Origin of the sequence: Bartonella sp. B1098 (genome assembly GCF_944896145.1) — a bacterium.
Taxonomy (GTDB): domain Bacteria; phylum Pseudomonadota; class Alphaproteobacteria; order Rhizobiales; family Rhizobiaceae; genus Bartonella.
On sequence record NZ_CALYLP010000002.1, the window covers coordinates 320075 to 342028 of the forward strand.

Sequence of the window (21954 nt, forward strand, 5' to 3'; positions counted from 1 at the left end):
AATAATTATGCTGGAAAACGCCCATTTTCGAGATATTGCGCAATTGCTTTGCGAGCAAGAGCATCAGCGCGTTCATTCTCTGGATGGCCCGCATGACCTTTAACCCAGTGCCATCTGACTGTATGGCAAGAACAAGCCTCCTCAAGAGCTTGCCATAGCTCCATATTTTTCACAGGACTTTTTGATGCAGTGCGCCAATTATTCTTTTTCCAACCTTCAATCCACTTAGTTATACCGTTACGCACATAAACTGAATCCGTATAAAGATCGACCAAACAGGGCTCTTTAAGCGCCTTGAATGCACAAATTGCCGCCATGAGTTCCATTTGATTGTTCGTTGTATGAGCCTTACCGCCATAAAGCTCACGTTCATGACCATTCCAGCGTAAAATTGCTCCCCAGCCTCCAACTCCAGGGTTTCCTGAGCAAGCACCATCTGTATAAATTTCAACGACTTTTTGTTGATTAGCCATAAAATTTAAAAACCTAATTCACTTAGCGAATTTACGTTACTGAAAAAACAAAGCTTATGCCAATACTCCCATGGATCTTTCTTAATAACAAAGCTATCAGACGGTGTATTAAACCAATCATAAAGACGTGTGAGTAAAAAACGTAAAGATGCACCGCGAGTCAATAAAACAATCTTGTCCAATTCTAAAGGGATCAAGGATCTTATTTTTTGATAATTTTCCAATAATTTACGTGCTTTGCTAAGATTATAGGAATGATCAGGTTCAAAGCACCACGCATTTAAACAAATTGCTAAATCATAAGAAAAAAAGTCATTACAAGCAAAATAGAAATCTATTATACCAGAAAGACGATGATTCACAAAAAAGACGTTATCATTAAATAAATCTGCATGAATAATGCCTGTTGGTAAATTGAACGGCCAATTTTCCTGTAAAAAAACCAATTCCAACTCAATTTTTTGTCCAAACTCTTTTAACAATGAATCTTCTGTTATTTGACAACGTTGCCACAATGCCTGCCAGTCCATAATAGAAAGCGTATTTTTACGACTGAATGTAAAATCTTGTCCTGCTAAATGCAATTGCGCTAACCCTGTACCGACTTCGCCACAATGACCTATATCCGGCTGTCGAATCCACTCTCCTTCCAGAAAGGTAATAATAGCAGCAGGGCGTCCTGCTAGTTTACCGATCATCGTTCCATCATTTTGAATAACAGGTTGTGGACAAGGAATTCCACGTTGCCCCAAATGCTGCATCAAGCGACAAAAAAAAGGTAAATCATCTTTTGAAATACGCTTTTCATAAAGTGTTAAAATGAACCGCCCTTGTGTTGTCTCCAGTATAAAATTAGAATTTTCAATCCCTTCCTCTATCCCCTGATAAGATAAAAGTGATCCTATTGCATAACGTGTTAAAAACACTTTTAAATCACTTGGGTGAATATCTGTATAAACCGCCATTATTCTGCTTTCGTTTTAGACATGTTTGTATTCTGATTTTCATTTTTTGCATTATTTTCTTGACCATTCACAAATGCCATATCTTGAGACGTTAAAATGACGTCACGTAGTTCGCGACTCACTAGAAATCTTTCCGTTTCCACCACTGTTTCAGCTAATTCTATTGTTACATCATAACGCGCGCGAAAAGCTGAAATAATTTCATCAATAATAATTTCAGGTGCCGAAGCCCCTGCTGAAAGACTGACAACAGAAAGAGATTTTAGATTTTCAAAATTAATTTCATCAGCGCGCTGAACTAAAATGGCTTGCCGCGCGCCAGACTTTTCGGCAACCTCTACCAAACGTCGTGAATTAGAAGAATTTGGCGCTCCAACAATCAAAAACAAATCACTCCCCTTTGCAGCTGCCTTAACCGCATCTTGTCGATTCGTTGTAGCATAGCAAATTGACTCAGCCGCTGGGGCTGCTAATGTAGGAAAACGTTGTTGTAATACATTGAGAATTCCTGCTGTATCTTCAACAGAAAGCGTTGTTTGTGTAACAAACCCTAATTTATCTGGATCACCTGGTTGATAATGCAAAGCATCTTCTACCGTTTCAATAAGCGTCACAGCCCCATCTTCAAGTTGTCCCATTGTCCCTATAACTTCAGGATGACCCGCATGACCAATCAATATAACATGACGACCGTGACGTTGATGGCGTATCGCTTGTTTATGAACTTTCGAGACCAATGGACACGTTGCATCGAAATAAAATAAGTTATAACGTCGTGCCTCTTCTGATACAGATTTTGGGATACCATGGGCAGAAAAAACAACCGGTTGATTGCGATGTTCTTCTGGAATCTCATCAAGTTCTTCAACAAAAACAGCGCCCCTTTGCTGTAATCCCTCAACCACATAACGGTTGTGTACAATTTCATGACGAACATATACGGGAGCACTATATTTTTTTAATGCAAGCAGAACAATCTGGATAGCACGATCAACCCCTGCACAAAATCCACGCGGACCACAAAGACGTATCGTTAAAGGGGGAAGTCCAGACATAAATCATCCTTAATCTCTATAGCTTTAGTCTCATATTCAAACGATCTATCATTATACATTGAATAAGCAATGTAAAAAAAACGTGCAATATCATCTTTCGCATGAACACACTCTATAGTGTTTTCTTACAGCATTTTCTTACAGAAAAACTTTTTAAAATTCACTTTTTCATTTTATTTGCCTAAAGGTCGATAAAATGCCAAACAAGAGATTCAATCAAAAGAGCTCCAAAGATCGCTGCCAAATAAAGTAACGAAAAGAAGAACGTTTTTTTGGCCATCAAAATAGTTTCATCATGGGTATCAGCTTTCCATAAACGATAGGAAAAATAAACAAAAATAATGCCTAAAATTGTCGAAAAGATACCATAAAAAATCCCCCCAAGGCCAGTAAAACAAGGAGAAGCAGCGCATAGTGCCGTCAAAATAGTATAAAATAAGATCTGTTTTTTTGTTGAGTATTCACCTCGTACATTAGGCATCATAGGGACGCCCGCAGCCTTATAATCAAGAGATGAGAAGAGAGAAAGAGCCCAAAAATGAGGGGGGGTCCACATAAAAATGATTAAAAATAATAAAAAGCTATCAAAACTCACTGTCCCGGTTGTTACAGCCCATCCAATCATTGGTGGGAAAGCCCCAGAAGCACCACCAATAACTATATTTTGTGGTGTGATACGCTTTAACCAAATTGTATAGATAACAACATAAAAGAAAATTGTAAACGCAAGGAAAAATGCCGCAAACCAATTAATGAAGCTCCCCATAACCAATACCGAAAGTAGAGACAGAGCCATGCCAAAAATAAATGCCTTTTGGGAGCTGATTTTGCCCATAGGAATGGGACGCGTTTTGGTCCGTTCCATTACGGCATCAATGTCAGCATCATACCACATATTTAGTGCTCCCGCACCGCCACCGCCAATTGCAATACATAAAATTGCTAAAAAACCATACCACGGATTGATGGGAACAGGAGACACCATTAAACCAACCAGTGCTGTAAAAACCACAAGTGACATAACACGCGGCTTTAATAACGTGATATAATCACCAATACTGGATTTTGGTGGCATTGATTTACCATTTGCAACCGATAATTCTCCTGAAATAGACATTCCACTCAAGCCCCTTTTCCATTTCTTTCATTCACAAACAGATATTATTTGACAAATAATATCTAGCGTATGAGAATGATCTATTAAGACCAATCTTATTTTTGAGCAAATATGACATACTTTTTTTGTACGCATCTCCTAAAAATAGATAAAGATATTTGCAATAAAAATACATTTTTACAATCAACATTTTCTCTTACATTACAAATTTATCATAAAAATGTATCCTACCAAACATCATAAAGCCATGCTGAAAATTTATCTCCTATAAAATGCTCTTTCTTCTCATTTCCCTTTATTTCTTGCATAGAGATGACTATATTTGGTAAATACTGGTTTTGTGTTATAGGTTTTATGTGGGGAATTCATTTTTTATGCAAATCTATGCATGATTGTGTATGTGTTGAATCGGATAGGATTTTCTGTGATACTTTATAAATTACTCAAAAAAGCTTTTTTTATTGGTGCTGTTCTTCACACACTTTTTAGTAGTTTGATCAATCATGCTTTTGCACAAACGCCTTATGCGCAAAATGTTCCCGTTCCACAAACCTACGGTGCATGGACAAAGGTTTGTGGTCTACCACCAGGAACACCTAATATGCAGTGTGAAGTTGTACAAAACGTCCATACACAAGGTCGTCATGATATTACTTTACGCGTTACATTTTATAAACTTCCTCAAAAGCAAGGGGCTTTAATGCGTGTTTTTGTTCCGATTCGCGTTGAGCTACGTCCTGGCGTTAGAATTAAAATTGATGATAAAAATATGGGCAGAATGGAATATCGCCGTTGTCTTGGTGATAATTGTGTTGCTGAAGCTTTTCTTAAAGAAGACATATTACAACTCTTTTTAAAAGGAAAAATGGCAACCTATTTTATCTTTACAACCCCTGAGCAAGGAATTGGAGGCCTCGTTGACCTACATGGTCTTGGCGATGCCTATGCAACTTTACCCACATGAATGAAATCAACGCCCATGGGATGATTAAAATCTCCTCATCTATTTTGAGAACTTTTTAAATTAGACCAATAAAAATCTTCTACACCCCCAATAAAAATAGGATAACTCTTATGAAATCGCTGATTGATCATTTTGATATTGCTTCCTCTAAAGTACAATCACTTGTACAGGAAGCACTTCATTATGCAGATGATGGCGAACTTTACCTCGAGTATAAAGAAAGCGAAACCCTTTTATTTGATAATGGACAACTTAAAAACGGCTCTTTCCATCAAGATATGGGGTTTGGTCTGCGTATCGTTGCTGGAGAAGCGACTGGATATGCACATTCTAGTGAATTATCAGCTGCTGCACTCAACCGCGCTTGTGAAGCAGCTAAAGCTGTTACCTATAATAATCATGCTGGACCTTATAGCATAGCTCCTCAACAAACGAATAAAAGGCTTTATCAACCGCATAATCCCCTTGATGCTCCATCCTTTGAAGAAAAAAGTGCTCTTTTGCAAAAAATTGATGCTTATTTACGAGCAAAAAATGATAAATTGCATCAAGTAACTGTTGCTCTTTCTGGTTCACTACAACATGTTGAAATTTTACGGGCGGATGGGTATCTGGTTCGTGATGTGCGTCCTCTTGTACGGCTTTCTATATCTGTGGTTGCGGCTGAAGGGAATCGACGTGAAAATGGTTTTTATGGATGTGGGGGGCGACAAGAATTTGAACAATTTATTTGTGAAGACAATTGGAAACAAGCCGCGGATGAAGCCCTACGTATGGCTTTAATAAATTTAGAAGCAGAAGCAGCACCTGCAGGAACATTTGATGTTGTCTTAGCCAATGGATGGCCTGGTGTTATGCTTCATGAAGCCGTAGGTCACGGTTTAGAAGGTGACTTTAACCGCAAAAAAACATCTGCTTTTGCTGGACTTTTAGGACAACAAGTTGCCGCAAAAGGTGTAACAGTTGTTGATGATGGAACAATTCCTCATTGCCGAGGCTCTCTAACTATTGATGATGAGGGAACCCCTTCAGGATATAACGTTCTCATTGAAGATGGAAAACTCGTTGGTTTTATGCAAGATAGGCTTAATGCACGACTTATGGGGAGTAAATCAACAGGAAATGGACGGCGCGAATCCTATGCTTATGCCCCAATGCCACGAATGACCAATACAATCATGCTAGGAGGCGATAAAACACCTGAAGAAATCATTTCTTCCCTTAAAAGTGGTATCTATGCTGTTTCATTTGGGGGAGGACAAGTGGATATTACTTCTGGCAAATTCGTCTTTGAATGTACTGAAGCATACCGAGTAGAAAATGGTAAAATTGCTGCCCCCATCAAAGGTGCAACTCTTATTGGAAATGGACCAGATGCTATGAAACGTATCACTATGATTGGAAATGATAGTAAACTGGATAATGGTATTGGCATGTGCGGAAAAGCAGGACAAAATGTTCCTGTTGGTGTTGGGCAACCTCATTTTCGAATCAATAATATGACGATCGGTGGAACTGCGCTTAAAGAATAAATTTGCTCATTTCTGCCCAATATTGCCCCCTTCCCGTCTATTCAAACGGTTTATGAGGGAGGATGTTTTTTGTATGCAATGCATTGATTTTAAAGATAATCCAACGTCATTCAACTTGAATGAGAACCTTTATACCGTATTCTTTTATTTTTAATCTGTGTATGTTGAATCAATAAAAAACATTGATTTGTATACTATAAGATCCGTGTGGAGTAAAACTATACAAGAAAGACATACCTCTCATGAACCGTCTCAAATGCCCAAGCATGTCATTGGGAGATAGTCAACATAACGGTGCTGCTGGCTTATTCAGATATCCTCTCAAACATACCTTTTTCATAATATGTTCGTCTTTTGTGTGGAGTAGCATTGTCTTTTATATTTCATAATCAAAAAGTCTCAAATAAGAAGGCTTCCTATATTCAATGCTCTTAATTCAATGAGAAAAAGATTATTATTGTAGATAAATTTTGAAGAGATTTTTATAATAATACGCAAGTAAATTTTTTAAAATCTTCATGGCGTTAAAAAAAATCAAGCTAAAGCTTCCAGCCCTTCTTCTTTTTCTTTTTGCTCAAAACAGCAACAATTTCAACATGGGCTGACCATAAAAATTGATCAATTGGTGTGATTTTTTCTACTTCATACCCCCCAGCAACAAGAAGAGATAAATCACGCGCAAATGTAGCAGGATTACACGAAATTGCTACAACACGGGGTATTGTTGCCTTCGCCAGTTCAAGGACTTGTTCCTCTGCACCCGCACGAGGAGGATCAAAAACAACACTCTCAAAACACTCAAGTTCCTTTACAGAAAGTGGATGGCGGAAAAGATCGCGTCTTTCACAAGTGACTGTTTTTAAACCTGTTGAAAAACGTGCTGCTGAACTTAAATTTTCTAACGCACTCTCATCATTTTCTATTGCATGAACATTCATCTTTTTTGCCATACGCAAGGTAAATGTTCCTACCCCTGAAAACAAATCAAGAGCATTCTTCATTTTTTTTAAATGAGTCAAAATAATATTGCCCATTATATTTTCAGCTTCACAGGTTGCTTGAAGAAAACCACCAGAAGAAAATTCAACACGGACATCTCCAAAGTAAATCTCTGGTTTTTCTCGTTCAATCAAAACTTCACCGTCAACAGATAAACGTGTAATCCCATATGAAAGAGCTGCACTGATCATTTTCTGGCGAAGTGATTCATGGTGTATAATGCAACCGCTTAAAGCAACATCTAAGCCATTTTCAATGCGGGTAATCGTAACATGAAACCGTTTGACAGAGCTGCTTAGAAAAGCACAGAGCTCTCTGATATTACGCAACTGAGAAATAAGCTCTGGGCAGCTTACCGGACATTCCTCAATAGCCACGATCTCATGAGAAAGATAACGATTAAAACCAACTTTTTGACCCTGTGGAGTCATGAATGCTGTTAGAGTTATCCGTCGTCGGCTATAGGGTTTACATTCTATTAAAGGCGCAACAACGCTCTTAATTCCATAGTTTTTAAGCGCATCAACAACCAATTGTCGTTTCCATACGCGATAAGCATCAGCACGCCAATGTTGAAGAGTACAGCCTCCACATTCTCCAAAATGCTGACAAAGAGCATCAATGCGTTCTGGTGATTTTTGTTTTAATGCTATACATGTCGCATATTTTCCATGAACAATAATTTCTGCACACTCTCCTGGCAAAGTAAAAGGCACATAAACAGAGCCGTACGGCATCTTAGCAACACCATAACCATTTGCTCCTATATGGTCGATTATGATATCGTCACTCACTGTTGCTTTTCTCCAAATAGTAAATATTCCACATTACCATCACTACCTGTAATGGGGGAGGGGAGTAAATTTTTTGCACGCCACCCTGTTTGAGTATTTAACCAGACAAAAAGCTCTTCAGCGGTTTCTTTAGCCCTTGATGGATCTAATATTCCTCCCTTACCAAGGTGCTTACGACCAACCTCAAACTGAGGCTTTACCAGTAAAACAGCTTGGGCTCCCTTTTTAGCTAAAGACAAAACGGGAGGCAATGCAAGTTTGAGAGAAATAAAACTAACATCTGAAACAATAAGATCAATTTCCCGCCCACCTAAATGTTCCTGTTGAAAATCCCTAACATTTAAGCCTTCTAATAAGGTTATAGCACTATTGCCCAATAAACGTTTATCAAATTGATGATGTCCAACCTCAACAGCAATGACATGTGCTGCTCCACGTTCTAAGAGAACTTGTGTAAAACCACCTGTTGATGCACCAACATCAATGGCCGTCACTTTATCCGTTACAATTGGAAATGCATCAAGTGCAGCAATCAATTTTAATGCTGCCCGTGAAACATAATTCTGCGCTGGATCACAAACGAAAATCTCTGCATTATCAAAAAAGATTTGTCCCGCTTTTAAAACGATTTCACCATTAACTTTAACCGTTTGGCGCATAATAGCATCACGTGCGCGGGAACGTGTCGTAAAAAAGTTTTTTTCAACTAAAAGAATATCAAGCCTTTTTTTGGAAGCCATTTCATACTCGAATTTTCTATTCCATTCGAATCTCGCGCCCCAAAGCCGTCAACACCGTGTTGACAATCCCCATAGCACCAAGCCCAATCGTTGAGAGAACTTTTTCTGGTGAACCATGATTCAAATATTCATCAGGAAATTTTAGTGTACGAACTTTCAAACCATGCTCTAAGAGCCCTTCTTGTGCTAAAAATTGTAATAAATGCGCTCCAAACCCACCAATCGCACCTTCTTCAATGGTCACCAATACTTCATGCTCACGTGCTAAATGACACATTAAATCTTTATCCAAAGGTTTTGCAAATCGTGCATCTGCAACCGTTGTCGATAGCCCTTTAGCTTCCAACATCTCAGAAGCTCGCAACACTTCTAACATCCGTGTTCCAAAACAAACTAGAGCAATCCTATCTCCTTCACGCAGAACACGTCCTTTTCCAATCTCTAATATCTCACCACGTTGCGGTAAATCTATACCAATACCTTCTCCACGTGGATAACGAAAAGAAATGGGGCCCTGATCATAAGCTGCAGCTGTACGCACCATATGCATCAGTTCAAGTTCATCTGAAGGCGCCATAACAACAAACTCAGGAAGCGTGGCCAAAAAAACAATATCAAAACTACCAGCGTGCGTTGCACCATCTGCCCCCACAAAACCGGCTCTATCAATAGCAAAACGTACCGGTAATTTTTGAATTGATACATCATGAATAATTTGATCATAAGCACGCTGTAAAAAAGTAGAATAAATTACAACAAAAGGCTTATACCCTTCACAAGCAAGTCCTGCTGCAAAAGTTACGGCATGTTGCTCAGCAATCCCAACATCAAACATCTTTTTAGGAAACTTTTCTGCGAAAGCATCAAGACCTGTCCCTGTTGGCATCGCTGCCGTTATGCCAACAATCTTATCATCATGACAAGCTTCTTCTATTAAAGCTTTAGAAAATACCTTGGTATAGGGTAGAATATTACTTGATGCTTTAACCTGCCTTCCTGTTGTGACATCAAAACGATTAACACCATGATATTTATCAGAGGAAGCTTCTGCAGGTGGATATCCCTTTCCCTTATGCGTTACAACATGCACCAAAACAGGACCATGAGGGTATTCACGAACATTTTTTAAAACAGGCAATAAATGCCCCAAATTGTGCCCATCTATGGGGCCAACGTAATAAAAGCCAAGCTCATCAAATAACGTTCCCCCAACCAAAAGTCCACGCGCAAATTCCTCTGAACGACGTGCTTTATCCAAAAAAAACTTTGGCAATTTTTCACTCAACATCTTTACACGTTCACGCAAATGACGATAAGAGGGACGTGATACTAATCGTGCAAGATGCCCACTCATAGCACCTGTAGGCGGTGCGATAGACATATCGTTATCATTTAGAACAACAATCAAGCGTGCATCCAAAGCACCAGCGTTATTCATTGCTTCATAAGCCATGCCTGCAGACATTGCACCATCACCAATGACAGCAATGATATTGCGTCTTGTCTCTGCTTTCAAAGCACTTGCCACCGCCATGCCAAGCCCCGCCGAAATAGAAGTCGATGAATGTCCCGCTCCAAATGGATCATACTCACTTTCTGAACGTTTTGTGAAACCTGATAGCCCCCCCTCTTGACGTAACGTGCGAATTTTTTCTCTACGCCCCGTTAAAATTTTGTGCGGATAGGTTTGATGACCAACATCCCAAATAATCCTATCCTCTGGTGTATTAAAAATATAATGCAACGCAACCGTAAGCTCAACAACACCAAGTCCCGCCCCAAGATGGCCACCTGTTACAGAAACCGCATCAATTGTTTCGGCCCGCAACTCATCAGCCAACTGTACCAGATCAGACTCAGGTAATGCCCGCAAATCTTTCGGAAAACAAACACGATCAAGCAATGGTGTTAAGGCCTGAGACAAAAAAAATCCTTTCTATTATCTTAACTCAAGAGAAAGCAACAATAAAAATATATCTTTTCTACTCTTTTATTGAGCGTTTTACATCTTTTTTACTGAAAAAATACTCTTCTCTCTTTGAGATGATTGATGATCTTTCCTATTTTTAACTTATTTTATAAAAAAGAAATCAATAAAATTTACTCTCTATCAACGAAGATTATTGCATTTCTTAAGCCCCACAATAAATATCCCAAAATATTTAATATTATTGAGCGTCAAGCGGCTCTACGCCTTCTGGAGAACCTGTCTGTGAAAGCTGAATTTTTTCAACTTTGGCTTCAGCAACCTTCAAGAGTTTTTCACAATGTTTTTTCAGCGCTTCACCACGTTCATAAATATCAATGGATTGTTCCAAAGGCACATCGCCACGTTCCAAATTCTCAACAATAGCTTCAAGTTGCTTAAGCGCTTGCTCAAAGCTTAAGGCTGTAATATCTCCCTCTTGTATCTCTTTTTTCATATGAACCTCAAAAAATATCTGTCCTAGATATACGAATTCCAAAATCTTCTAAACCTAGATAATGGTGCTCTTTAGAAGCATAAACAATAACAGAGCCTATTCCTAAATATTTTAAAATTTGCGATCCTAAACCAATTTTGCGCCATTCTTCTTCGCGTTCAATCGCCTGCACATGGTTTTCTGAACCGTCTCTTGCCACATTTTGAATGCCAAGAGTTGATCGTATAATAGATCCTTCACGCAAATAAATAAATACGCCACGTTTTTCTTTTTCCATCATACGCCGCATTATCACCATGATATCTGAAGATTGACAAAAAATGTCATTTATAATGTTTTCATGATGTAAATGTACAGGAATACTTTCACCCTCACGGATATCACCAAAAATAACCGCACTATGCTGAACAGCTTCCCAAGGGAGTTGATAACTTTGAATAAGAGCAGGTCCTACAGGTGTTTCAATCGGCATTTCTCCAACATGCTTGATCAATATTTCTTTATGCTGGCGGTAAGCAATTAAATCTGCAACCGTTATGATATGCAACCGATGTTTTTGTGCAAATTTTGTGATCTGATCGCCATGTTTAACACTTCCATCATCATTGACTAACTCACCAATAACACCAACCGGTGGTAAACCAGCTAATTGACATAAATCAACAGCAGCTTCCGTGTGACCTGAACGCATGAGAACTCCCCCTTCATGCGCAATCAGAGGGAAAACATGCCCTGGACGAACAAAATCATTCGCATTTGCATTTGAATTTGCAAGATTACGCACCGCTAATGTACGGTCATGCGCTGAAATCCCTGTTGTTATGCCGTGTTTAAAATCAACAGTAACCGTAAATTGCGTTCCGTGTGCAGAGTTATTATCTGGTACCATAGGAGCAAGATTAAATCGTTGTGCTTCTTTTTTAGGCATAGGTGTACACACAATACCCGTTGTGTGACGAAGAATAAATGCCATCTTTTCTTCTGTACAATGAGCTGCAGCAACCGTTAAATCACCTTCATTTTCACGGTCATTATCATCTGTCACCACAACAATTTCACCACCTTCAAAAGCTTTAAGCGCAGAAATAATTTTTTCTTCATTATACGCCATTATTCACCTTCTCAATCATCCAACTTGACCGCGATGTCTTAAATAATGGTCAGCAAGTGCACAAGCAACCATCGCTTCACCAACAGGAACAGCCCGAATCGCAACACATGGATCATGACGTCCCTTCGTTATTACGTCTACATTATGACCATCAACATCAATGGAACGACGAGGCGTTAAAATGGATGACGTAGGTTTTACAGCAAAACGTGCAACAATTGGCTGTCCACTCGATATTCCCCCTAAAATACCACCAGCATGATTGGATAAAAAAAGTGGTTTTCCGTCATTTCCCATCCGCATTTCATCGGCATTTTCTTCTCCCCTCAAACAGGCTGCCGCAAAACCATCACCAATTTCAACTCCTTTTACCGCATTAATTGACATAAGGTATGATGCAATGTCTTGATCAAGTTTTGCGTAAATAGGAGCTCCTAAACCTGCTGGAACATTTTCTGCAACGATCTCAATAACCGCACCAACAGATGTACCCTCTTTACGAATTTTACGGATATAATCACTAAAAATTTGAACCATCTCTGCATCAGCTGTAAAAAAAGGATTATTTTCAACCTCCGACCAATCCCAACGATCACGATTAATCTTATGGGAACCAATGGCTATCACGGCTCCTCGTACAACCAAACCAGGAACAACTTTACGGGCCAACGCACCAGCCGCAACACGTGCTGCTGTCTCGCGTGCTGAAGCACGCCCTCCCCCTCGAAAATCACGAATGCCATATTTAACATCATAAGTATAATCTGCATGACCAGGACGATATTGATGAGCAATTTCTCCATAATCTTGAGAGCGTTGATCTGTATTTCGAATCAATAGAGAAATTGGTGTGCCTGTTGTAACGAATGTTACCCCGTCTTCCTGAGCAATTGCTCCTGAAAGGATTTCTACTTGATCTTGTTCTCGGCGCTGTGTTGTATATAAGGATTGCCCAGGTCTACGCTTATCGAGATAAGCTTGAATTTCTGCACGCGTAAAAATAATTCCGGGGGGACAACCATCAATGACACAACCAAGAGCAGTACCATGACTTTCACCCCATGTTGTTACACGAAACAAATGACCAAATGTATTATGCGACATCAAAAAAGATCCGTTTCTCTGTCAAATATATGCAATGACAACGCATGTTGAACTATATACAAAACAGCTCTTTATTCCCAAATATTCTTGGCTACTTTAAATTTGGTCAAATCATCGCTGTCCAATATAAATCCTATAAACCAAACTTATTCTTTAACGACGGAAATATCTGGAGCATCAACGGCTTTCATACCGATGATATTATAACCTGAATCGACATGATGAACTTCACCGGTAACAGAACGAGACAAATCCGAAAGAAAATAAAGGGCAGAATCACCCACCTCTTCAATGGATACCGTACGACGTAAGGGCGCATTATATTCATTCCATTTTAGAATATAACGGAAATCACCAATACCTGAAGCCGCTAACGTTTTAATGGGTCCAGCAGATATTGCATTAACACGAATCTTTTGGGGACCTAAATCTACCGCTAAATATTTCACGCTCGCCTCAAGAGCTGCTTTGGCAACACCCATGGCATTATAATTGGGAACAACCTTTTCTGCCCCATAATAGGTTAGTGTTAAGATTGAACCACCGTCTCGCATTAACTTTTCTGCACGTTTTGCTAGAGCTGTTAGCGAATAAACAGAAATATTCATGGTCATCATAAAATTTGATTCGCTGATATCAATATAACGACCACTTAATTCATCTTTATCAGAAAAACCAATAGCATGAACTAAAAAATCAAGTCTGCCCCATTTCTTCTCTATAGCTTTAAAGACCATATCAATAGAGGCGCTGTCAGAAACATCACAATGTCCACAAACAAACCCCTTTAATTCTTCAGCCAAAGGCTCAACACGCTTTTTCATTGCTTCACCCTGATAGGTGAAAGCAAGCTCTGCTCCTGCAGCACTCGCCGCTTTAGCAATTCCCCAAGCGATGGAGCGATTATTAGCCAACCCCAAGATTAAACCACGCTTACCATACAATAAACCATTACCCTTAGCCATCAGCACTGCCCCATTGTTACTTAAAATTAATATTATTTATCTGCCTATGACACAGGTCAACTTTTTCTTCAAGTAATTGGTTTAAAATCAAACAAAAACTACACTGTATATATAAAAATTTTAAAAATTAATCCTTTTGCGTTTGCAAAAACTGTTCTAGCGCAGCATTTCCACCTTCCGGCAACATAACACGAACATGCACATAAAGATCATCTCTTGTACCATTTTTCAAACGAAGCCCTTTTCCTTTCAACCGCAAAACGCGATCAGAACTTGACCAAGCAGGTATCGTTAAGACCACACGTCCTTCCAATGTCTCAACTTCTTCTTTTGCTCCCAAAACAGCATGTTTAAGAGAAACGGGTAAATCAAGATGGAGCGTCCTTCCTTCAACCCGAAAACGAGGATGTTTTTGAATTTGAATGGTTATCAACGCATCTCCTGCTTGACCATGAGGCACCTCTTCTCCCTGACCTTTTAAACGAATAGTTTGCCCATCTTCAATATAATCTGGAAGTTTAATTTTTAACTTTTTTCCATGAGGAAAAACAGCTTCCACTTTTTCTGCACCAAGCATCTGCTCTAATGTTATGGTAAGATTAGCGCGAATATGGGCTCCTTGTTGAGGGCGATTATAGTGTGTGGAATTCGAGAAGCTACCAGCTCCTCCAAACAGATCGCGAAAAATATCACTCGCATCAAAACCCGCCCCCCCTGAAGAGGAAAAGTCAAATCCTTTTGTTCTTCCTGAAAAAGGATTTTGTTTATTGCTAAAATTTTCACCAGCACCATAGGCTTGATAAAGTGGTTTGCCTTCCATATCAATTTCACCGTGGTCAAATTGTGCCTTTTTATCTTTATCACCTATAATCTCATAAGCTTGATTAATTTCAGCAAACTTTTCTTTAGCCTTTGCATCATCTTTATTGTGGTCTGGATGATACTTCTTTGCTAATCTTCTAAATGCTGATTTAATCTCTTGCGGTTTTGCGGTACGTGCCACACCCAGAATCGTGTAGGGATCACGCATATTGCCCTCTTTTCAATTTTTTCGTTTTCAAAATATCAACGGATATGTTGCTCAATATTCCTCATAGCTTCATCTGTTTATTCTAGAGATAATTTCTTCTTTTCTTTATATGTCTATCAAGAAAGTAAAATACCAGATAAAATGAGATATTTATTTAATATAGCTCATTGTCTTCTATGCTAAAGACAAAAATAACGAAACACCATAAAAATATATGAAAGCATTGGCTTTTTGAAAATAAGAAAAAATGGTACTTTACTTTTTGATGAAAAAGTAAATGAGAAAATGTCCATGATCACTGCCATTTGGAGACACTATGAGTGATAAAATACCAATAGACGATCATTTTATGCACATGCAAAAACCTTTTGAACTTTTTGCAAAGTGGCTTGAAGAGGCAACGATAAGCGAAATAAATGATCCAAATGCTATGGCACTCGCAACAGTTGACGAAACAGGTCTCCCTAATGTTCGAATGGTTCTCCTCAAAGACTATAGTCCTCAAGGCTTCATCTTCTATACCAATTATGAAAGCCAAAAGGGAAAAGAAATTTTAAAATCAATGAAAGCATCCTTAGGGTTTCATTGGAAATCGCTTCGTCGTCAGGTCAGAATAAGAGGAATTGTTGAAAAAGTAACTCAGCAGGAAGCCGATGCTTATTTCCAATCGCGCCCCCGTGGGAGTCGAATTGGTGCATGGGCATCAAAACAATCTCAACCTTTAGAAAATCGTTTTGTCCTCGAAAAAGCCATTGCTCAATATACTGCGCGTTATGCTCTAGGCAATATTCCACGACCACCTTATTGGTCTGGGTTTCGTGTTAAACCACTTTCTATAGAATTCTGGTGTGATCGCCCATTTCGTTTACATGATCGTCTACTTTTTACCCGCGATTGTGTTAAACACAACAATTGGAAAAGACAAAAACTTTACCCTTAATCCTTCAAGCTTCATCGTTACAAAGTTTTTTTTCACAGTTAAATGATGACTTTCTATTTGCTAAATTCTAAAAAGAGGTGATTTATTTCATTTCAAGAAGAATTTTATTTTTCTATAAACGTTGGTTGATAATGTTCTTCATCGCTTGAAACTAGGTTAGCTATAAGCTTCTTGAAGAGAAAATGCTGTCTTCAGCAAAATGATGCTTTTACTTTTGAACTTCTGATAAGGGAAGCAGTGATATTCAAAGGAAGCCTAGTATCATAAAATAGTCGTACCGATGTTGTTTCTAATGAATACATAAAAAGTGCACTTTCAATTAAAAAGTTGTTTATTCCTCTTCCCATCATCACAGAACATATGATTTTATCTAACGTGTTGTTAAACTGCAGGATAAAATATCATCCATAAACCACCACAGACTAAACCAGTAAAAATTACAAAACCAATAAGCGAATTAGATTTGAAAAGCTTAAGACATTGTGCACTGTCATCGATATCAATGACTTTAATTTGAAACAACATATGGATGCTTGCTAAAAAAATTCCAAAAAAACTCAATAGAGGGACTTTAGCCAAATAAAATGCTAAACTCACGAATATGACAAAACCACCATACAAAAAGACTAAAGCACGCTTAGTTCCTTTGCCAAAGAGAAGCGCCGTAGAACCGATCCCCACAGTAGCGTCATCTTCTTTATCTTGATGTGCGTAGATGGTATCGTATCCTATGGTCCACAAGATTGATCCAACATAAAGTAAAATTGGTGCCCAGCTTAAACTTCCAAACACAACGGCCCACCCCATTAGTGCTCCCCAATTAAATGCAATACCTAAAAAAAACTGTGGCCAATAGGTTACGCGTTTCATAAAAGGATAAAATGCAACAGCTATTAAAGACGAAATGCCCAGAAAAAAACTAAACCTATTAAATTGTGATAAAACACCTAAACCAACCAAACATTGCACAAGTATAAAAACTTTTGCTTGAAACCGACTCACATGACCTGTCGGTAATGGGCGAGAACGTGTTCTCTCGACCTGAGAATCAATTTTATGGTCAATAAGATCATTCCAAGTACATCCTGCCCCTCGCATAGCGATGGATCCTAGAAAAAAAAGAAAAAGGTACCAAATCCAATGAAGAAGCATTGGTAAAAGAGGCTCATAACGCATGTCATAAGAGAGAAAAGCCATTGTTGTTGACCAAAAACAAGGCCACATCAACAATTGCCATCCGATCGGCCGATCCCAACGCGCCAATTGCGCATAAAACCATAAAGAACAGGGAAGAAAATTATAGACCCATTGTTTGGCAGAGGCATCCATAACCCGTCCTTGACTATCATAGGACTGAACATGAGGAATATTTTTATTTTTTTTCATCAAATGATTTACCTTTAGTCTTGCGATAGAGACATTTCATTCTTATGAGAAGAGGATGAGATTAATCATCTTTTATGAGAGGAGCAAGCAATGAATATTCTTCTTATTGGCTCAGGTGGGCGAGAACATGCTTTAGCATGGAAAATAGCAGCATCACCACTGCTCAAAAAATTATATTGTGCTCCTGGCAATCCTGCAACAGCAGAATTTGGTGAAAATATTAATTTAGACATTGATAACCACCCCCTTGTTATTGATTTTTGTAAAGCACATTCTATTGATCTTGTGATTGTAGGACCAGAAGCACCATTGGTTGCAGGTATAACTGACTCTCTTAATAGCGCCAACATCTGTGTATTTGGTCCGACTCAAAAAGCTGCTCAACTAGAAGGTTCAAAAGCTTTTACAAAAGATTTATGTCGTAAGAATAACATTCCTACAGCAAGTTACCAATGCTTTAATGATGCAGCTAAAGCCAAAGCTTACATTCATCAACAAGGTGTTCCCATTGTCATTAAAGCGGATGGCTTAGCAGCTGGCAAAGGTGTTGTGGTCGCAACAACAATAGAAGAAGCATTGAATGCCGTTGATGCCTGCTTCAGAAGTGCCTCCTGCGATGTAGAAAACAAAATTGTTATCGAATCTTTTCTTGAAGGTGAAGAAGCAAGCTTCTTTTGTCTTTGTGATGGTAAAATTGCCCTTCCCTTTGGATCTGCTCAAGATCATAAACGTGTGGGTGATGGCGATACTGGAGCAAATACCGGTGGTATGGGGGCTTATTCACCAGCGCCCATCATGACCAAAGAAATGGTGAATCATACCCTCAAAAAAATTGTTGAACCCGCTTTAAAAAGCATGCATGAAATGGGCATCCCCTTTAAAGGCATTCTCTTCGTTGGATTGATGATAACGCAAAAGGGACCCGAACTCATTGAATTTAACGTACGATTCGGTGATCCTGAATGTCAAGTTTTAATGATGCGCCTCAAAGACGATATTCTGCCGATTTTTCTTGCTGCAGCTCAAGGAAATCTTGAAAATAAACCTCTTCAGTGGTCTGAAAAAGTTGCTCTCACCGTTGTTATGGCTGCGAATGGTTATCCAGGCTCTCCCCAAAAAGGAACTGTTATCCGTAACGTTGATAAAGTAAACACTCTTCCCGATGTGAAAGTTTTTCACGCTGGTACCGCATTGCGCAATGGAAAACTTATTGCAAATGGTGGACGTGTTCTCAATATAACAGCAACAGGAAAAACCATTACGAACGCACAAAACCGTGCTTATGAAGCGATTGATTGTATTGATTGGCCAGAAGGCTTTTTTCGTCGTGACATTGGATGGCGCGCCATTGCGCGAGAAAACTAAACTTTTTGGTATTCTTTGTTACGATTTGATTCTTTCACCTAACAGCATGATACGCTAATTTTCTTATTTGTTTTGGGTTGTTTATAACTTTGGAAAAAACGAGTCTATTTTCCTTAAAAAATAAAATACCGAAAAAGAACGCACTTCATGTTATTTGTGCACAAAGCAATATTCCTCATGCTCTTTGACCTATTTCACAATATTAACCGTGGAGAGTATAAATTGATTCCACCATCTTTATTGAATAAAGGCAGAACCGATACCACCGTTGTATCAAACACCTAATCTTACCCATAACCTTTGTTATCTAGAAAATTTATCAAAGAGTTTTTGCTCTTTTTTATGATCTTCAACCACATGAGCATCTCTTCCTGGTGACCTGCAAGACAATGATTTTGATTAGAAAAAAATGAAATGAGAATATTATATTCGTCACTCTCATTCACTATGACAAAATGATCATTATTTTATAAATCAATAACTTGCTTTATAAAAAAGAAAGTAAAGAGACACTCTCAGTAATCTGCGTATTCTTTAACGATATAGCAAAACCAAAAATTACATCATCAACAAAAAACATTGAATATAATTATCCCTGCTACCAATATGTATTGTCAAAAAAACTCTTATTTACAATTCTTGGCTTCCTCTTTGCCTTAAAAAACGAAAACTCCTGCCAGAATCGATCTCTAAACAGTCAGATTTCTTATTGAGTTGGTTCCCCTTGTCTGCCCACTTATGTGCTTTACTGGTGTAAGGCTCGATAAACAAACTTAAGAATATTCACCTTGTCCCCTAAAACACCGCATGTGTGCAGCTCGCATATCTTCTATCACCGCACTAAAGAACCGCATTTACATCCCAATAAGATCGATGCTTATAGTCGCATAAAAATGAATGCACATGAATGTTACTGAAGTGCAATTCTATTTGCAATTATCAAACGCAAACCTAACGGATTGCTATAACGAAGTAAAAAACGTTTTTGTTTAGAATGCGGCGTTGTACAAAAAAATCGATGTAAATCAGAACGATCTTTTACAACCACAATGCGATTATCTTCATCAATCATAAGCATGGGAAGACCATAAGTATCCGCCCATAATCGCCAATCCAGAAGAACATTATTCAAATCTCTAGAAACCAAAAGTGGAATACAAGATTCTTCATCTGCATGAAGTAACTCTAATGCAACAGCTCTTTCTCCTGAACGTGTTTTTACAGTACGTGCTGCAATTCCTTTGAAATGATAAGGGGGGACTAAATGTGATAAGCTTGACGGTTTATCCATTTTAAAAAAAACACCGCGCTCATTTAATGAACAAATGACCTTATTACCTGTTTTGGATGAAAAATATATCGTCGTTTGTGGCAAATGGCACGGATCCAACCGAAATTCAAGCACCGCTTTTGCCTGATTAAAGCATTGATTAGCCATATACAGTGTCCCAATTTATCTTAAATAACATACACCTTTTAGCAACTTTTCCTCATTGGATTATTAAAAGTTTGAATAAAAAACAACTTGTTTCTTTTTTGGTTATTAAAACCTAAACAAAAATATAGATCAGCATTCTTGAATTATAATACTTTTCCAGGATTCATGATTCCTAAAGGATCGAGTGTTTTTTTTATTCCTCGCATAATATCCAATGCAACAGGCAATTTAAAAGAACGAAGTTCTTCGCGCTTAAGCTGACCAATTCCATGCTCAGCAGAAAATGCACCTTGATAGTCCATCACTAACCTATGAATGCGATGATTCATTTTTGACCATAACTGCAAAAATGCTGTCGTATCAGCGCCTATCGGTTGTGTAACATTATAATGCAAATTTCCATCTCCCATATGTCCAAAACAAACCACCCTTGCCCCTGGAGCAATATCTTCAACAATAAGTGCTGCCTTAGAAATAAAATCAGGAATGGAAGCAAGTGGTACTGCAATATCATGCTTAATCGATCCTCCCGCTAACTTCTGTGCTGGTGATATAGCTTCACGCAATTGCCAGAAAAAATCTTGTTGTTTTAAAGATTGCGCAACAATTGCATCTTCTATCACCGCCCTCTTTAAGGCTTTTTCTAAAATAATACTCAACACAGACAATGCTTCATCATTGCCTTGCAACGATGAAATGTTCATTAATACATACCATCCATGTTTCTGCTCAAAAAGAGACGTCACACACATCTTATAATCTAAAGCCATTTGCAAACTGAAATTTCCCATGAGCTCAAAGCCCGTCACCATCCCTCCTCCATATTCTTGAGTCAGAGATAAAAACTCAAGAGCCTTTTCTGGACTATGTAACCCCACCAAAGCAACGGCTTTTCCTTTTATTTTTGGAAAAATCTTCAAAACGGCTGCAGTTATAACGCCTAATGTACCTTCCGCACCAATAAAAAGATTTTTCAAATCATACCCGCTATTGTCTTTTTTAACAAAGCGCAAATCATCCAAAAGACGACCATCCGGTAAAACAACTTCTAAACCAAGGCAAAGATCACGCATATTGCCATAGGCTAAAACAGCCGTCCCTCCAGCATTCGATGAAAGATTTCCCCCTATTTGGCAAGAACCTTCAGATGCCAAAGAAAGAGGAAAAAAACGACCTGATTCATCTACTTTTTTTTGTAAATCCCGTAAAATAACACCAGCTTCTACAACAACAAAATTCCCCTCAAGATTTATCGCTCTCATCTTATTTAACCGCTCCATGGATAAAAGAACGCTCTCCCCTCTTTCATCTGGTTGTTGCCCCCCCACAAGCCCTGTGTTTCCACCTTGAGGTACGATTGGTGTGCGTGTTTGGCTCGCTAACTGCATGATCAATGAAATTTCTTGCGGTGAAGATGGACGTAAAAGTAAGGGCGTTTTGCCATGAAAAAGCCCTCGCTCTTCAAGCAAATATGGTGCAATCAATGCCTGATCTGTTATAGCATACTTAGCCCCAACAATCTCTCTAAACCTCTCAATTAATTCCTGCTCCAT

Annotated in this window: 19 protein-coding genes; 4 read left to right on the forward strand and 15 right to left on the reverse strand. The window is 38.6% G+C overall.

Annotated elements, in window-relative coordinates:
- Positions 1–5 precede the first annotated feature (5 nt).
- The 4 genes from rnhA to cyoE all read right to left on the reverse strand — a co-directional run bounded on the left by rnhA (position 6) and on the right by cyoE (position 3610).
- Positions 6–473, reverse strand: coding sequence for a ribonuclease HI (rnhA, locus tag NNJ85_RS01430; protein WP_254472969.1), 468 nt, complete (start codon positions 471–473; stop codon positions 6–8).
- Between the two features lie 5 nt (positions 474–478).
- The gene (locus NNJ85_RS01435) at positions 479–1438 is read right to left on the reverse strand and encodes a homoserine kinase (protein ID WP_254472971.1); all 960 of its coding nucleotides are present in this window, start codon (positions 1436–1438) and stop codon (positions 479–481) included.
- The gene (gene ispH, locus NNJ85_RS01440) at positions 1438–2493 is read right to left on the reverse strand and encodes a 4-hydroxy-3-methylbut-2-enyl diphosphate reductase (protein WP_254472973.1); all 1056 of its coding nucleotides are present in this window, start codon (positions 2491–2493) and stop codon (positions 1438–1440) included. Before ispH ends, NNJ85_RS01435 begins: the two co-directional genes overlap by 1 nt.
- 181 nt (positions 2494–2674) lie before the next feature.
- Positions 2675–3610 (reverse strand): heme o synthase, encoded by a 936-nt coding sequence (gene cyoE / locus NNJ85_RS01445; RefSeq protein WP_254472974.1) that lies wholly within the window; start codon positions 3608–3610, stop codon positions 2675–2677.
- A 388-nt stretch (positions 3611–3998) separates the two neighbouring features.
- On the opposite strand from cyoE, the gene NNJ85_RS01450 reads away from it, so the two are divergent.
- Entirely contained in the window at positions 3999–4574 is a 576-nt protein-coding gene (locus tag NNJ85_RS01450; RefSeq protein ID WP_254472975.1) for an invasion associated locus B family protein, read from the forward strand.
- A gap of 110 nt (positions 4575–4684) precedes the next feature.
- On the forward strand, positions 4685–6106 hold the full coding sequence (gene tldD, locus NNJ85_RS01455) for a metalloprotease TldD (RefSeq protein ID WP_254472976.1): 1422 nt from the start codon (positions 4685–4687) through the stop codon (positions 6104–6106).
- 539 nt (positions 6107–6645) lie between these two features.
- Here the strand turns inward: tldD and NNJ85_RS01460 are convergent.
- The 8 genes from NNJ85_RS01460 to NNJ85_RS01495 all read right to left on the reverse strand — a co-directional run bounded on the left by NNJ85_RS01460 (position 6646) and on the right by NNJ85_RS01495 (position 15272).
- Positions 6646–7899: a class I SAM-dependent RNA methyltransferase gene (locus tag NNJ85_RS01460; protein ID WP_254472977.1), complete on the reverse strand. Its 1254-nt coding sequence runs from the start codon at positions 7897–7899 to the stop codon at positions 6646–6648.
- Positions 7896–8639: a TlyA family RNA methyltransferase gene (locus NNJ85_RS01465; RefSeq protein ID WP_254472978.1), complete on the reverse strand. Its 744-nt coding sequence runs from the start codon at positions 8637–8639 to the stop codon at positions 7896–7898. The genes NNJ85_RS01460 and NNJ85_RS01465 overlap by 4 nt, the downstream gene beginning before the upstream one ends.
- Positions 8640–8655: 16 nt before the next feature.
- On the reverse strand, positions 8656–10563 hold the full coding sequence (dxs, locus tag NNJ85_RS01470) for a 1-deoxy-D-xylulose-5-phosphate synthase (protein WP_254472979.1): 1908 nt from the start codon (positions 10561–10563) through the stop codon (positions 8656–8658).
- 244 nt (positions 10564–10807) lie between these two features.
- On the reverse strand, positions 10808–11062 hold the full coding sequence (locus NNJ85_RS01475) for an exodeoxyribonuclease VII small subunit (protein ID WP_254472980.1): 255 nt from the start codon (positions 11060–11062) through the stop codon (positions 10808–10810).
- Positions 11063–11069: 7 nt separating this feature from the next.
- Complete coding sequence (gene ribB, locus NNJ85_RS01480; RefSeq protein ID WP_254472982.1) at positions 11070–12173, reverse strand: 3,4-dihydroxy-2-butanone-4-phosphate synthase; 1104 nt, start codon at positions 12171–12173, stop codon at positions 11070–11072.
- 15 nt (positions 12174–12188) lie between these two features.
- The gene (gene aroC, locus NNJ85_RS01485) at positions 12189–13277 is read right to left on the reverse strand and encodes a chorismate synthase (protein ID WP_254472984.1); all 1089 of its coding nucleotides are present in this window, start codon (positions 13275–13277) and stop codon (positions 12189–12191) included.
- 146 nt (positions 13278–13423) lie between these two features.
- Positions 13424–14242 (reverse strand): enoyl-ACP reductase FabI, encoded by an 819-nt coding sequence (gene fabI, locus NNJ85_RS01490; protein ID WP_254472987.1) that lies wholly within the window; start codon positions 14240–14242, stop codon positions 13424–13426.
- Positions 14243–14369: 127 nt separating this feature from the next.
- A complete protein-coding gene (locus NNJ85_RS01495) occupies positions 14370–15272 on the reverse strand; it encodes a DnaJ C-terminal domain-containing protein (protein ID WP_254472988.1) in 903 nt (300 codons plus the stop codon).
- A 316-nt stretch (positions 15273–15588) separates the two neighbouring features.
- Here NNJ85_RS01495 and pdxH point away from each other — a divergent pair, with 316 nt between their 5' ends.
- A complete protein-coding gene (gene pdxH / locus NNJ85_RS01500; RefSeq protein ID WP_254472990.1) occupies positions 15589–16212 on the forward strand; it encodes a pyridoxamine 5'-phosphate oxidase in 624 nt (207 codons plus the stop codon).
- Positions 16213–16593: 381 nt separating this feature from the next.
- Here the strand turns inward: pdxH and ubiA are convergent, their stop codons facing one another.
- On the reverse strand, positions 16594–17598 hold the full coding sequence (gene ubiA / locus NNJ85_RS01505) for a 4-hydroxybenzoate octaprenyltransferase (RefSeq protein ID WP_254472992.1): 1005 nt from the start codon (positions 17596–17598) through the stop codon (positions 16594–16596).
- Between the two features lie 90 nt (positions 17599–17688).
- On the opposite strand from ubiA, the gene purD reads away from it, so the two are divergent.
- Positions 17689–18963, forward strand: a complete 1275-nt coding sequence (gene purD / locus NNJ85_RS01510; RefSeq protein WP_254472993.1) for a phosphoribosylamine--glycine ligase — start codon at positions 17689–17691, stop codon at positions 18961–18963.
- Positions 18964–19873: 910 nt separating this feature from the next.
- On the opposite strand, the gene NNJ85_RS01515 is transcribed toward purD, so the two are convergent.
- Both NNJ85_RS01515 and NNJ85_RS01520 read right to left on the reverse strand, forming a co-directional pair.
- The gene (locus tag NNJ85_RS01515) at positions 19874–20401 is read right to left on the reverse strand and encodes a DUF6101 family protein (RefSeq protein ID WP_254472994.1); all 528 of its coding nucleotides are present in this window, start codon (positions 20399–20401) and stop codon (positions 19874–19876) included.
- 143 nt (positions 20402–20544) lie between these two features.
- Entirely contained in the window at positions 20545–21954 is a 1410-nt protein-coding gene (locus tag NNJ85_RS01520) for an FAD-binding oxidoreductase (RefSeq protein WP_254472995.1), read from the reverse strand.